Annotated in this window: 5 protein-coding genes; 4 read left to right on the top strand and 1 reads right to left on the bottom strand. The window is 70.5% G+C overall.

All coding sequences use genetic code 11. The features are described 5' to 3' along the window. Positions 1 to 15: 15 nt before the first annotated feature. A complete protein-coding gene (locus tag ACIA8D_RS17190; RefSeq protein WP_399232868.1) occupies positions 16 to 750 on the bottom strand; it encodes a family 16 glycosylhydrolase in 735 nt (244 codons plus the stop codon). A gap of 250 nt (positions 751 to 1,000) precedes the next feature. On the opposite strand from ACIA8D_RS17190, the gene ACIA8D_RS17185 reads away from it, so the two are divergent. The 4 genes from ACIA8D_RS17185 to ACIA8D_RS17170 all read left to right on the top strand — a co-directional run bounded on the left by ACIA8D_RS17185 (position 1,001) and on the right by ACIA8D_RS17170 (position 14,988). Beyond that, complete coding sequence (locus tag ACIA8D_RS17185; RefSeq protein WP_399232866.1) at positions 1,001 to 2,365, top strand: MFS transporter; 1,365 nt, start codon at positions 1,001 to 1,003, stop codon at positions 2,363 to 2,365. A gap of 206 nt (positions 2,366 to 2,571) precedes the next feature. Beyond that, positions 2,572 to 3,063, top strand: coding sequence for a hypothetical protein (locus ACIA8D_RS17180; protein WP_399232864.1), 492 nt, complete (start codon positions 2,572 to 2,574; stop codon positions 3,061 to 3,063). A 518-nt stretch (positions 3,064 to 3,581) separates the two neighbouring features. Next, positions 3,582 to 3,854 (top strand): hypothetical protein, encoded by a 273-nt coding sequence (locus ACIA8D_RS17175; RefSeq protein ID WP_399232863.1) that lies wholly within the window; start codon positions 3,582 to 3,584, stop codon positions 3,852 to 3,854. Between the two features lie 676 nt (positions 3,855 to 4,530). Next, positions 4,531 to 14,988 carry an amino acid adenylation domain-containing protein gene (locus tag ACIA8D_RS17170; protein ID WP_399232861.1) on the top strand — a complete coding sequence of 3,486 codons (10,458 nt, stop codon included), beginning with the start codon at positions 4,531 to 4,533 and terminating at the stop codon, positions 14,986 to 14,988. Positions 14,989 to 15,018: the final 30 nt, after the last annotated feature.

The raw sequence follows: 15,018 nt of genomic DNA, 5'->3' as shown, positions 1-15,018 counted from the left end.
ACTCCCGCCGCAGGACTACGGGTTGTACGGCGTGTGTGTGATGGAGGAGACCTTGAGGTAGCGGGCGCCGTCGGCGGTGGCCCAGGTCGAGGCATCCGGGTTGCCCGGCCAGTCGCCGCCGACCGCGACGTTGGCGATGAAGCGCATGCCGGTTCCGGCCGGGGTGCTGTACCAGGTGGTGCCGGTGATGGCGCCGTCCACCGCGAAGTCGATGTGGTCGGGAAACCAGGTGAACGAGTAGGTGTGGAACGCGTTGGTCCAGCCTGCGGAGTTCGTCCTGGAGAACTGCTGCTGGGCGTTGTTGGCGTCGTGGGAGGTCTGATACACGACGTTCGGGTCCTGTCCCACGATCTCGGCCGCATCGAACTCCGGCAGCCACGGATTCAGGTACGCGGCCCACACCGCGGGCAGCAGGCCCTGCCCGTTGGGCATGTTCGCGGTGAAGCTGTACGTGCCGTACCCGTACAGCGCGGTCGACTCCACACGGCCCGAGTAGTAGACACCGCCCCCGGCGTTGTACGCCTTGATCACCAGCGTGCCGCCCTCGTACCAGACGCAGTCCGGGGTGTACGTCTCCAGCTCGTTGTTGGCGGTCCACCGACCGCTGACCTTGTTCCAGGAGTCGACCGTCACGGGGGCGCCCCAGGAATCGGCCCGTGCGGTCTGTGCGCCCAGCATCAGTGCGGGCGGCGCGGCGAGCGCTGCGCCCAGCATGCGACGGCGGCTCGGCATGCGCGGTATGTCGGTCATCGCGGCTCCATTGCTTGGATGAACCAAGAGGAGTGGAAGCGCTCCCACGCCTCACTTGTCGACGGACTGTAGGAGTCCGTTCGCCGCTTGACAAGACTCGGCGCATTTGGCGGCACATGCCTTTGAAGGGTGAACTGTCCGGGCGACCCGCACACGGCGATCGCCCGCAACCCCTTGACATAGATGTATTCACACCTGAGGCTTCATGAAATCGATCATTCAATATTCTCGCGAGGTTCAGGAGGACGCCGTGGAGCAACCGCCGTCTGTGGAAGTGGCCGCGCCACCGGGCACCGGGACAGCGACGGCTCCCGGGACCGCGACGACCCTGGATGACGCCCCGCTGAACCGCTTCCACCTCAAGATCACGGCGCTCACCTTCGGCGCGAACTTCTCCGACGGCTACCACCTGGGCATCATCGGCATCGCACTGACGCTCATCGCGCCGCAGATGCACCTCGGTCCTGCCTGGCAGGGCCTGCTCGGCGCCTCGGCGCTCATCGGCATCTTCGCCGGCAGCATCGTGCTGGGCTGGGCCGCCGACCGCTGGGGCCGGCAGCTGCTCTACACCCTCGACTTCCTGCTCATCGCCGTCGCCTCCGTCGCGCAGTTCTTCGTCACCGGGCCGACCGAGCTGTTCGTGCTGCGCCTCCTGATCGGTTTCGGCATCGGCGCGGACTACGCGCTGGGCCCCACACTCGTCGCCGAGTTCTGCCCGCGCCGCTACCGCGGCGGCTTCCTCGCCTCGCTGACGGCGATGTGGACGATCGGCTACATCGCGGCGTACTTCATCGGCAACTACGTGATCGGATTCGGCGGGGACAGCTGGCGATGGCTGCTGGCCAGCAGCGCGCTGCCGGCCGTCTTCGTCCTCCTCATGCGCATCGGGACACCCGAGTCGCCACGCTGGCTGATCAGCAAGGGGCGGATCGAGGAGGCGAAGGCCGTCGTCGCCAAGCACATCGGCCCCAACATCGACATCTCGAGCCTGCTGACCCGGGGGCAGGCCGAGGAGTCCTACGACTACCGCGAGCTGTTCCGCCGCCGCTACCGCCGCAACACGCTCTTCGGTGTCCTCTACTACAACTGTCAGGTCATCCCGTACTTCGCCATCTACACGTTCCTGCCCGTGGTGATGGAGCGCGTGGGGCTGGCCGACGAGGAGTTCCTCAGCAACGGCCTGCTCAACCTGTTCCTGCTGCTGGGCGGGCTGATCGGCCTGTGGTTCGTGGCCCGCTTCACGCGGCGCGGCTTCCTCATCACCTCGTTCTTCGTGATGGCACTGGCCCTCGGCGTGATCGGGGTGTGGCCGCACGCGCCGACGATGCTGCTGTTCCCGCTGTTCCTCGTGTTCACCTTCACGATGTCGGCGTCCTCCAACCTCGACCAGGTCTATCCCCCGGAGCTCTTCCCCACACAGGTCCGCAGCTCGGGCGTGGGCCTGCTCAACGGGCTCAGCCGGGTCGGTTCCGCGATCGGCACCTTCCTGCTCCCGATGAGCCTCTCGGCGTTCGGCTTCTCCGCCTCCATGATCACCCTCACGGCGCTGCTGGTGCTCGGGGCTGTGGTGTCGCTGGCGTGGGCGCCGGAGACGAAGGAACTCCAGCTGGACTGACGCCGTCAGGCGTCCGTCACCGCCCGCGCCGGTGGCCGGCCGTAGAGGTCAGGTCCACCGGCGCGACGACGCGGATGCGCCGACTCCGTCGAACCGCTCGTGAACAGGGGCTTCGCCCGGTGACCTGTCCGAACCGGACCTCGCTCAATCACGCTACGATCGCTCACCTGAATTACGCAGTCGGAATGCGGACGCGGGGGCGACCGGTGGAGCGGCACGAGATCGAGACCTTCCCGCACCCTGGAGCCGGGGAGCTGCACATCCGCCGCACGGCGGAGCTGCTGCACCTCAGTAGCGGTCGGGGCGGCCAGACCATCGCGAAGCTCGAACGGCGGGTCGGTGGAGCGCTGTTCACACTGTCACCGACAGGTGATCACAAGGGTGAGGGAGCCATGATCAGACAGTGGTACACGGCACTCGGTATCAACGTGCTCCTTGGCATCCCCGCGATCGTTCCGATCTCGATGCTGTACTTCACCGCAGTCCTCTGGGTTCATCCAGCAGGAGCCGAATTCGGCGGCGATCCATCAGCCGCACTCGTCTTGTTCGGCCCCATGGCCGCCGCCTGCGCCGTCCTGTGGTGGCTCGCCAACCGACCACTCGCCCGCCGCACCCGACTCGGACATCTCTGGTACTGGCTTCTCGCCCTCGCCGGCGCACTCCTGCCCACCGCAACGGTCATCAGCATCTGGCCCTGAAAACGTCGAACAACACCGCAGCACCCCACGGGTAAGGGCGTCGACACGGGGACGCACTCCACCCCTCCGAACGAACCACCCCGTCCACAGCGGCGGATGATGTGCTGAGGGGTGCTGGCCGCACCGAACGACACGTCCGGTCGGCCGCGGCGGTGCGGCCCGGATGACGGCGATGTGTCGGCTCGGCCATCGGACTGTGGCTCCTGCGATCCGCACTCCTCGGTCGCAGCGCCCAACACCATCACCATCACGGGCACAGCGACCATCACGCACACAGCCACCCGCATGACCATCAGCACCCTCACGGTGCTCCTGACGGACGCGGGCCGACTGATGCGGTGGCCGTCCTCGGCCCGAGCAGTAGCTCGGTTCAGCAGACGGAGTCCGAACGCAGCTCCGCGGCCGTGCTGACCAAGGAGCCCGAGCACACTCATCCACACAAGCGAGCGGGCCACGGCACAAGCCCCTCTCGGAGCAGGCGAACTGGCCTCATCGACAGGGGCATCGCGGGCGGCCTCGTGCCGAGTCCGTCCGCCCTCGTCGTCCTGCTCGGCGCCACCGCGCTGGGACGCACTACCTGCGGCATCACCCTGGTCATCGGCTACGGCGTAGGCATGGCCGGCACCCTCACCCTCGCAGGCCTGCTCCTCGTACGCCTGCGTGACCGTCTCGGGGCCGGCCTGCGTGCGGACCGGTCGGCACGTCGGTCCTCGTCCTGTGCGTCGGAATCGGCCTCGCCACCCGGGCCGCCGCCGGCCCTTGGTGACGGTGCGATCAAGAGCGAGCACTGATCTGCCGACCTACCCCGAAGGAGTTGGCCCTACAGATCGTCATTTACGTCGATACGCTTCAGGGCCGCAGCTCGCAGGTCGAGAGCAGGCAGAGATTGCCGCCCTGCACGAGACCGATGCCGCCTCCGGTGTCATCGTGAGAGCCCGTGGAACAGCGGGAAAGCAGGCACAAGTTGAAGCCCTGAGTCCCTCGATAACCACGGCCATCCGTGACGGCCTGCCGAACGGGTGCTTCCTGCTTGGACCAAGTATTCCCCGCCTTTCCTGACCCGGTGGAGGCCGACGCGGCCGTGGCGCCGGTGAGGCCCAGGGCCACGACACTGCCTGCCACGGCTATGCCGCGAAGGGACCTGGCCCATCCTGAACGGTGCATCTGAAGGTGCTCCTCTGCGCTCGGAGTCGGCGGCGTCGAACCGCTCGACGATTCCTGACGACCTTGATCCGTAGCCCTCCCCCCGTCCGGATGGGTGCTCGAAGCCCGTGGGTATGAACGGGACGCAATACGCACTAGTAACAAAGGGTGTGCTGTGTCACACACCAATCCGTAGTCCCACGCGTCGCGGATTAACCACGAAAGACGGTGCAGTTGAGGCTTCGCATGTGCACCGATTCAGGTGAGATCAGGAGGGGTGGTCGACGGTGTCGGCACGCAACACATCGGTACTGGGGCGGGCGCATGGCTGAGAAGACCACCGTCCGGTTGCCGCTGACGCCGGCGCAGGAGTCCCTGTGGTTCGCCCACCACCTCCGCCCGCGCGGCACGGACTTCACGATTGCCGAGTACGCCGACATCCAAGGGGAGTTGGACGTCACAACACTGCGCCGGGCCGTCCAGCTCGCGACTCAGGAGATCGAGGCGCTGCGCACGACGGTGACCGACGACGAGACCGGCAGTACGCCGAGCCAATGTGTCCACCGTGACCTGTCCATTGGTGTCGCCCTCGTCGACGTGTCCGCAAGTGCGAACGGCGAAGCCGACGCTCATCGGGCGATGCGGCAGGACCTGTCCACGCCCGTCGATGTCGTGCGGGGGCCGGTGACGGCGTTCACGCTGTACCGGCTGTCGCCGTCGCGCCATCTCCTGTACCTGCGCACACATCACCTGATCCTGGACGGCTACGGCGCGGCTGTCGCGCTCAGCCGGATCGCCGAGACGTACGGCCTTCTGGCCGCCGGCATCGACGTACCCTTCCAGTCGCTCCCGCTCGAACCCCTCGTATCCGAGGCACGGCAGTACGTGGGGTCGGCGCAGTACGCCGAGGACGCCGCCCACTGGCAAAGCCAGTTGACCGATGCGCCCTCCCCCGAGCGGCTGTCGGACAGCACGGGTGCGCCGGGCCCGGAGGTGGTGCGGCAGTCGGTCACGTTGGACCGGGCCGCGTGGCAGCGACTGCGTGACGGTGCCCGGCGCGCCAAGGTGGCCTGGCCCGCGCTGTTCGTCGCCGGCACGGCCGTCTACACACACCGGATACGTGGCGCACAGGATCTGCTGCTCGGCATGCCGGTGACCGGTCGCCGCGGCCGGACCGCACGGCAGACACCAGGGATGATGTCCCAGGTCCTTCCCCTGCGGCTGCACCTGAGCGCGACGGACAGCGCCCAGGTTCTGCTGCGTCAGGTGACGAACGCGATGCGCGGCACGCTGCGGCATCAGCGGTTCCCGGCGCAGGAACTGCGCCGGGAACGCGGTCTGGTCCGCGGCGATTCCCTGATGGGACCGGCGGTGAACGTGCTGGCCTTCGACGAGAACCTGCGGTTCGGTCCGGCCACCGGCACGCTCCACAACCTGTCGCTCGGCCCCGTCGAGGACCTCACGCTCGCCGTGCACCCGGCGCCCGGTGGCGCCGGTGCCCGCATCGATGTCCTGGCCAACGCGGCGCTCTACGACGAGCGCACCGCGGCCGGACACCTGGAGCGGATCCTGCGAGTGACACAGGAACTCGTCACGGACTTGGAGCGGCCGCTCAGCTCACTGGACCTCGCCGGACCCGATGAGCGGGACCGGTTGCTGACCATGGGCACCGGGCTGCCGAACGCCGTGCCGGTCACGGATGGGTCCCGCACGTGTGCCGAAGGGGACGAGCCGACGCTGCCACAGGTGCTGTCCCAACTGGCGCGCACGATGCCCGACGCACCGGCTGTCGACGACGGCACGCGCAGCCTGACGTTCGCCGAGTTGGACCGGGAGGTCGACGCGGCGGCTGCGGCGTTGCGGGCCGACGGCGCCGGTCCTGGCACGACGGTGGCCGTCGCGCTGCCCCGCTCGGTCGACACCGTCGTCGCCCCGCTCGCCGTGCTGCGCAGCGGCGCGGTCTATCTGCCGGTGGACGTCGCCTACCCGGCAGAACGCATCAGCTACTTGCTGGGCGATGCGGCCCCGGCGATCCTCATCTGCGTGCCTGACGGTCCGATCGCAGAGATGGCTCCTGCGAGTACGGCCGTGCGAGGCCTGTCGCAGTCCCGCCAAACCGGGTCCGGACTCCCACGTGAGGCACCGCGCGGCGATGACGCCGCCTACCTCATCTACACGTCCGGCTCGACGGGCCGGCCCAAGGGTGTCCTGGTCGAGCACCGCTCGATCAGCAATCTGCTGGCCCACCACCGGCAGGAGTCGTACGCGAGCGCGGAACTGGCCGCGGGGCGCAGGATGCGTGTCGCGCTCACCGCAGCCACGTCCTTCGACGCCTCCTGGGACCCGCTGCTGTGGATGCTGGACGGCCACCACCTGTACATCGTGGATGACGCCACGCGCCGCGACCCGGAGGCACTGGTCGGCTTCCTGCGCGCCGAGCGGATCGACGTCATCGAGACAACGCCCAGCTTCTTGAAGCAGTTGCTGGTCGCCGGTCTCATCGCCGAGAACGAGGGCACGGTCGGCGGGGCAGTCCACCGTCCCACGGTGATCGCGCTGGGCGGCGAACCGGTCAACGACGAACTGTGGCAGCGGCTGTCGGCGCAGCAGGACCTTCTCGCCTACAACTTCTACGGGCCGACCGAGACGACGGTGAACGCCGTCACCGCGCGGGTCCACGGCACGGATCCTGTCATCGGACGTCCAGTCCTGGGCGCCCGTTGCTACGTGCTCGACGCGGCCATGCGGTTGCTGCCGTGCGGGCAGACCGGGGAGCTGTACCTGGCGGGGGATGGCGTGGCCCGCGGCTATACAGGGCAACCGGGCATGACCGCGGACCGGTTCCTGCCCGATCCGTTCGGGGAGCCGGGGGCGCGGATGTACCGCACCGGGGACCTGGCGCGGTGGCACGAGAACGGTTCGCTGGAATTCGCCGGCCGCAGTGACGACCAGATCAAGGTCCGTGGGCACCGGGTAGAGACCGGGGAGATCGCGTCGGCGCTCACGGCGCTGCCGGGGATCGCCCAGGCGGCGGTCGCTCTGCACGGCGATGAGCCGGGCACAGAGCTGCTCACCGCCTACCTCGTCCCGACCGTCGACGAGGCGGGCACGCGGGTGCGGTGCGATCAGCGCCTGGTCCGCGACGCCCTGGCAGCGTCGCTGCCCTCGCACATGGTGCCCGCGGCGTACGCCACCACCGACCGGCTCCCGCTGACCCCGAACGGGAAACTGGACACCTCCTCCCTCCCCCGGGCCGCCGCTGTCTCCACGGGTCCCAAGAGTCCACCGCGCACCGCCACCGAGGAAGCGGTGTGCGCGGCGATGGCGGACCTCCTCGGCCTTGCCGAGGTCGGCCGGGACGACGACTTCTTCGCCCTGGGAGGCCACTCGCTGCTGGCCACTCCGCTCCTGGGCGCACTGGCCGAACGGACCGGAATCCGGCTGCCGGTACGCGCACTGTTCGGGGCGCCGACCGTCGCCGGGCTCGCGGAACTCGTGGCCGCCGACCGCCGGTCCCGACAGCCTCAGGGATCCGCCGATGGCCCGGGCATCGGGGCCCGCCCGGCACGGCTGCCGCTCTCGGCGGGGCAGCACCGGCTGTGGCTGCTGGAGCACATGGGCGAAGGCGGCGAGCGCTACCACATACCCGTCGCCATCCGGCTCGACGGAGATCTGGACGTACCGGCTCTACGGGCGGCCTTCAGCGATGTACTGGCGCGGCACGAGAGTCTGCGGACGATGTATCGGGAGGACGCGGAGGGCCCGCACCAGGTCGTGCTGCCGGCAGACGAGTGTGGAGTCGAACTGCACACCGCCCCCTTGCTGCTGGACGCCCACCCGGGAGACTTCCCTGCCCCCGAGTTCGACCTGACCGCACGGCCGCCCCTCCACGCTCTGCTGGTTCCCACCAGCGAGCGGAACGGCGGCGCAGGCTCGCATCTGCTCCTGCTGACTTTCCATCACATCGTCACCGACGGCTGGTCGATGGGGCCTCTGGTCCGAGACCTGTGCGCGGCGTACCAGGACCGCACCCAAGGACACGGGCCGCAGTGGGCGCCGCTGCCTGCGCAGTACGCGGACTATGCGCTGAGCCAGCGCACCCGGCTCGGTGAGCGGGACGATGCCGATTCGCTCGCCGCCCACCAGTTGAGGGACTGGCGGACGGTCCTGGACGGCTTGCCGCCCGAGATCCCGTTGCCGCACGACCGGCCGCGTCCGGAGCGCGCCACGTTCCGCGGGGGTCGCATGCCGGTGCGCCTGGACGCGGGTGAGCACCGTGCCCTTGTCGCGCTTGCGCGGGAGGCGGGAGTCAGCCCGTTCATGGTTCTGCACGCGGTGCTCGCCGCGTTGTTGCAGCGGCTGGGCGGCGGAGACGACATCGTCGTCGGCACCCCGGTCGCGGGGCGGGACGAGGAGGAGTTCAACGAGGTCGTGGGGTTCTTCGTCAACACCTTGGTGCTGCGCGTGGACACCGGCGGCGACCCCGCCTTCCGGGAGCTGCTGGACCGGGTGCGCACGGCGGACCTGGGCGCCTACGGCAGGCAGGACCTGCCCTTCGAGCAGCTGGTGGAGGCGCTGGCTCCGCCGCGCTCGCTCTCCCGGCACCCGCTCTTCCAGGTGATGCTGGCTCTGAACAACACCCGCGCGCCCCGCCTCGACCTGCCTGGGGTCCGCGCCGAGGTCCTGCGGCCCGAGCACGCAACCGCGAAGTTCGACCTCACCTGGGACTTCACGGAGCTCCAGGACGCGGACGGACTGCCCGCGGGACTGACCGGCGAGGTCGAGTACAGCGCCGAGCTGTTCGACGAAAGCACCGTACGCCGCTTCGCCGACCACTTCGTGCGTCTGCTGCGATCGGCGCTCGCCGCTCCCCACGCGCGGCTGAGCGCCCTGGAGATGCTCACGAGGGAACAACGGCACGCCGCCCTCGACGCGGGGGCGCGTGACGAGGACGGGCATCGCGGACACGAGCTGGTGCACAGTGTCTGCGACGTACTGGAGACGCAGGCGGCGGTCACCCCGGGCCGCACCGCGGTGTCCGACGGGCAGCGCACGGTGTCGTTCGCGGAGCTGACGGACCAACTGCACAGCGTGGCACTACGCCTGACCGCCGCGGGGGTCGGTCCGGGTGACCGCGTGGCCGTCGCGGTACCCCGGTCGGAACGACAGATCGCCGCCCTTTTCGGTGTGCTGCGCGCCGGCGCCGTGTACGTGCCTCTCGACCCGTCCCATCCGGCCGAGCGCAATGCCCACATCCTTGATTCCGCACAGCCGGCGGTGCTGCTCACCGAACGGGACCGCGCTACGGCACTTCCGGCCTCCCGCACACCCGCCCTCTATCTGGATGACGCGACCACCGTCGCCCCTGGCTCCATCGAGCTGCCGGCAGACTGCCCGCGCGGGGGCGACCCCGCCTACGTGCTGCACACCTCCGGCTCGACCGGTCGGCCCAAGGGCGTCGTCGTCGAGCATCGCGCGCTCGCAAATCTGCTGCGGCACCACGGACGGCACCTGATCGAACCTGCCGAACGCGCCAACAACGGGCGTCCCTTGAGGGTGGCCCTGACAGCGGCGGCGACCTTCGACGCCTCCTGGGACCCGCTGCTGTGGATGGTCGCCGGACACGAACTCCACCTGGTGGACGACGAGAGCCGTCGGGATCCGGAAGCGCTGGTGCAGCTGCTGCACGCGCGGCGGATCGACGTGATCGAGACGACGCCGTCCTTCCTCGAACAGCTGCGGGCGTGCGGCCTGTTCGCGCCCGGCAAGCCTTGGCCGCGTGTCGTCGCGCTGGGCGGCGAGCCGGTGGGCGAGAAGCTGTGGCAGGAGCTGTCGGACCTGTCCGGCGTGACCGTGTGGAACCTCTACGGACCGACCGAGACGACCGTGGACAGCGTGATCGCCCCCGTGGTGCCCGGCTCGGTGCCCGTCATCGGCCACCCGGTCACGGGGATGCGCGCCCGGGTCCTCGACCCGCAACTGGGCCCCACGCCGCCAGGTGTCACAGGCGAGCTGTATCTGGCCGGGGCCGGCGTGGCCCGTGGCTACGACGGGGCGACGGGCATGACGGCGGACCGTTTCCTCGCCGACCCCTACGGCCCCGCGGGCAGCCGGATGTACCGCACCGGCGATCTGGTGCGCCGACGGCCGGACCACTCCTTGTCGTTCGTGGGCCGCACGGATTCACAGGTCAAGGTGCGCGGTTTTCGTGTCGAGACCGGCGAGGTGGAGGCGGCGCTCACCGCCCACCCGGCCGTGCGGCAGGCGGTGGTCACAGTCCGTGCGGCCGACGGCGGCGGCAGGCTGGTCGCCTGGATCGTGCCGGAGACGGGCACGGAGCCGACGGCCGCGCACCTGCGGTCGTTCGTCGGCGACCGGCTCCCGACGTACATGACGCCCTCTCACCTCGCTTTGGTGACGGGCATTCCGCTGACGGTGCACGGCAAGACCGACTTCGCCGCGCTCCCCGAGCCGGGGACGGCCTCGCCCCGGGAGGGAGAGCGTCCGCGCACCCCGCAGGAGGAGATCCTCTGCGCGCTGTTCGCCGAGTGCCTCGGCAGCGGCCCGGTCGGCCGGGACGCCGACTTCTTCGCGCTCGGCGGCCACTCACTGTTGGCCACCCGGATCGTCAGCCGCGTACGGGGCGCCTTCGGGGTCGAGATACCGGTCCGCGCGCTGTTCGAGGACCCGACCCCGGCCGGCCTGGCGAGGCACCTCGACGGCGCCGCGCGCGGCCGTCCGTCCCTGCACGCCCGGACTGATCGACCGGCGGACCTGCCGTTGTCCTCCGCGCAGCACCGACTGTGGTTCCTCAACCGCATGCACTCCGAAGACGCCTCCTACAACCTGCCCATGGCGGTCAGCCTTCAGGGGCGGCTGGACGTGCCCGCGCTGCACAGCGCGCTGGGCGACGTGGTGGCCCGGCACGAGAGTCTGCGCACGGTCTTCCGCGACACGGCCGACCGTCCCGGCACACCGGCCCAGCGCGTCCTGTCCCCCGGCGAAGGCCGCCCGACGCTCTCCGTCACGCCCTGCACGCCGGACCAGGTTCCGCACGTACTGCGCGCGTCGGCACGCGAGGGATTCGATCTGACCCATGACCTACCGCTGCGCGCCGAGCTGCTGCTGACCGGGCCCGAGGAGCACATCCTGTTGTTGACGGTCCATCACGTCGCGGCCGATGGATGGTCGATGGGCCCGCTGGCGCAGGATCTGGCAGCCGCCTACGCCGCACGCTCCGCCGGCCGCGCTCCCGTCTGGACGCCGTTGCCGGTGCAGTACGCCGACTATGCGCTCTGGCAGCACGATCTCCTGGGAAGCCCGGATGATCCCGACAGCGTGCACGCGCGGCAACTGGCGCACTGGCGGCACACGTTGGCCGGCGCTCCCACCGAACTGGCGCTTCCCGCGGACCGGCCGCGTCCGGACGTCAGCTCGGGGCACGGTGGCAACGTCACCCTTCCGCTGACGAAGGACGACGGCCGACGGCTGGCGGAGCTGGCCCGGCGCAAGGGCACCAGCACCTTCATGGCACTGCACGCCGTGCTCGCCGCGCTGCTGGACCGCTACGGCGCGGGAGAGGACATCGTCGTCGGCACCCCGGTCGCCGGACGGACCGACGAGGCGCTCGCCGGGCTGGTGGGCTTCTTCGTGAACACACTGACCTTGCGGGTCCGTACCGACGGCGACCCGGACTTCTGCGGCCTGCTGGAGCGGACCCGGGAGACCGACCTGGCCGCGTACGCGCACCAGGACCTGCCGTTCGAGTCACTGGTGGAACATCTGGCACCCCCGCGCTCGCTCGCCCGGCACCCGCTGTTCCAAGTGATGCTCTCTCTCAACAACGCCGGCCGTCCCACCCTCGATCTGCCGGGCCTGCACGCGGCGGTGCAGGGCGTGGACACGGCGGCGGCCAAGTTCGACCTGTCGTTCAACTTCTCTGAGCAGTCGGGTGACGGCGAACTGACCGGCGAGCTGGAGTTCGCCCGCGACCTCTTCGACACTGCGACTGCGCAGGGGCTGGCCGAGTCCTTCGTCACGCTGCTGCGGCTCGTGGTGAGGGCCCCGGACACTCCCCTGTCCCGGCACGACCCGCTCGGCGAATCGCAGCGCGCCGAGCTGCTCCACCGTGGGCGCGGTCCGCAGGCCACGCCTCGACATCCGACCGTGGCCGCGGGCTTCGAGGCCACGGCCACGGCGGCGCGCAGCTGCGACATCGCGGTGCGCTGCGGCCCGCACGCACTCTCCTTCGCCGAACTGTCCCGGGACAGCGCCCGTCTGGCACATCTTCTGCGACAGAAAGGCGTCGGGCCGGAGCGGACGGTCGCGGTGCTGCTGCCGCGCTCGACCGACTCGGTGGCCGCCATGCTCGGTGTGCTGAGCGCGGGCGGTGTGTACGCACCGCTGGACGACTCCCTGCCACAGTCGCGCGTGGCCGCGGTGCTGGGGGACGCACAGCCCGCCGTGGTGCTCGCCACCGCGTCGACCGCCGACCGGCTCCCCGACGGGGACTGGCAGGTCATTCTGCTGGACTCCGCCGCGACTCTGACGGCACTGGCCGGACTCCCCGGCGAACTCCCGGGGCAGGGCTCGTCCTTCGGGGACCGGAACTCTGCCTATGTCCTGCACACGTCGGGATCCACCGGACGACCCAAGGGCATCGTCGTGGAGCACCGGTCTCTGGCGCAGCTTTTGGAACACCACCGGCGCGCACTGTTCGCTCCCGCGCGAGCGGCGGCGGGCGGACGCAGGCTGCGAGTGGCGCTCACCGCCTCACTGTCCTTCGACGCCTCCTGGGACCCCCTGCTGTGGATGCTCGACGGGCACGAACTCCTGATCGTCGACAACGACGTCCGGCGCGACCCGGCGGCTTTCGTCCGTACCGTGCGCGAGGAACGGATCGACGTGCTGGAGACGACCCCGAGCCACGCGGCGGCCCTGCTCGACGCCGGGCTGTGCGGGACCGGGCATCGGCCCGTCGTGCTGGCGCTCGGCGGCGAAGCCGTGCCACCCGGCCTCTGGGAGCGGCTGCGTGACGTGCCCGGGTTGAGCGTGTGGAACCTGTACGGCCCCACCGAGGCCACCGTGGACACCCTGGCCGCACCATTGCGCGCCACGGAACGGCCCGTCCTGGGCGAGCCCGTCGCCGGAACCCGCTGCTACGTCCTCGACCGGTACCTGCGGCCCGCCGCACCGAAGACGACCGGCGAGCTGTACCTCGCGGGCGCGAGCCTGGCGCGCGGCTACCTCGGCCGGCCCGCCGAGACCGCGGCCCGGTTCGTACCCGACCCGTTCGGCCCGCCGGGCGAGCGGATGTACCGCACCGGAGACCTCGTGAGCCGAGCCGCGGACGGCCGACTGGAGTTCCGCGGCCGGGCCGACGGCCAGCTGAAGGTGCGCGGATTCCGCGTGGAGCCCGACGAGATCGTCGCCGTACTGGAGCGACAGCCCGGCGTCGCTCGGGCGGCGGTGACGCTGGGCTCCGTCGGCGCCCAGGATGTCCAGGGCACGGATCAACTGGTCGCCTACGTGGTCAACAGCGACACGGCCAGGGCCGCCGGAACAACCGCGCCGGACCGTGACGCGCTGCGCGCGGCCGTCGCGGCGGAGCTGCCCGGCTACATGGTTCCCGCCGCGTTCGTCACCCTCGACGCGCTGCCGCTCACCGTGAACGGCAAGCTCGATGTCGATGCTCTTCCCGCTCCGCGTGACGAGCATCTGGCGCGCACGGCAGGCCGGCCCCCGGCCGGACCGCGCGAGGACCTGCTGTGTGCTCTGTTCGCGGAGGTCCTGGACCTCGAACGGTGCTGGGCCGACGACGACTTCTTCGCCCTCGGCGGCCACTCGCTGCTGGCTGCTCGTCTGTTGGCCCGCATCCGCGACAGCACGGGGACCGAACTGGGCATGCGGGCGCTGTTCGAGACGCCGACCCCGGCCGCTCTCGCGGCCGCGCTCGCGTCACACGAGGCACCGTCCGGCGACACTTCGACCGACGCGGACCTGGCGTGCCTGCTGCCGCTGCGCGTCACCGGCAGCCTGCCGCCCCTGTTCTGCGTCCACCCGGCCGGCGGTCTCTCCTGGTCCTATGCGGGCCTCCTCCAGCACGTCACCGACCGACCGGTGTACGGCCTGCAGACACCCAATCTGGACGGCACTCAGCACTTCCCCGACAGCATCGAGGCAATGGCGGCTCACTACGTCGCACAGGTGCGCAGCGCGCAGCCGCAAGGTCCCTACCGGCTGCTCGGCTGGTCCTTCGGCGGCAACGTCGTCCAAGAGATGGCCGTCCAACTCCAGGACGCGGGCGAGGAGGTGGCGCTGCTGGCCGTCCTGGACGCCTTCCCCGTACCGCCCGCCGACGGGCTGGAGGAAGCCGGTCGAGACGTCGTCTTCCGCGCCCTGCTGACCGCTCTGGGGCTCGACCTGTCCGCCTGGGACACCGACGTCCCGCTGGACGCGGCGGCGGTCCGGGGAGCTCTGCGCGACACCGGCAGCCCGCTCGGCGCCCTGGAGCCGGAGACCATCGAGACCATGGTCGGCAACTTCGCCGACCAGGCCCGGCTGATGCGTCGCTACGTGCCGCGCACCTTCCACGGCGACGTCCTGTTCTTCCGCGCCACGGAAGAGGACCCCGAGAACGGCCTCGTCCCCGCCCTGTGGGATCCGCACGTCGACGGCACGCTCCAGGTGCACGACGTGCCATGCGGCCATGCGCAGATGCTGCGCCCCGACTCCCGGGCTCTCATCGGACCCGTCCTCGACGCGGCGCTCCGCGCCGTATGAACCCCACCCGCCGGGCCGTCAGGCCCGGCG

Source organism: Streptomyces sp. NPDC051684, from assembly GCF_044453445.1.
Classification (GTDB): domain Bacteria; phylum Actinomycetota; class Actinomycetes; order Streptomycetales; family Streptomycetaceae; genus Streptomyces.
Note: the sequence above shows the minus strand (reverse complement) of the source record. Positions and strands in the feature narration are given on the sequence as shown.

Bases quoted from the DNA above. Each gene is read 5' to 3' on its own strand.
- ACIA8D_RS17190 (WP_399232868.1), bottom strand. From the start codon at position 750: ATGACCGACATACCGCGCATGCCGAGCCGCCGTCGCATGCTGGGCGCA.
- ACIA8D_RS17170 (WP_399232861.1), top strand. From the start codon at position 4,531: ATGGCTGAGAAGACCACCGTCCGGTTGCCGCTGACGCCGGCGCAGGAG.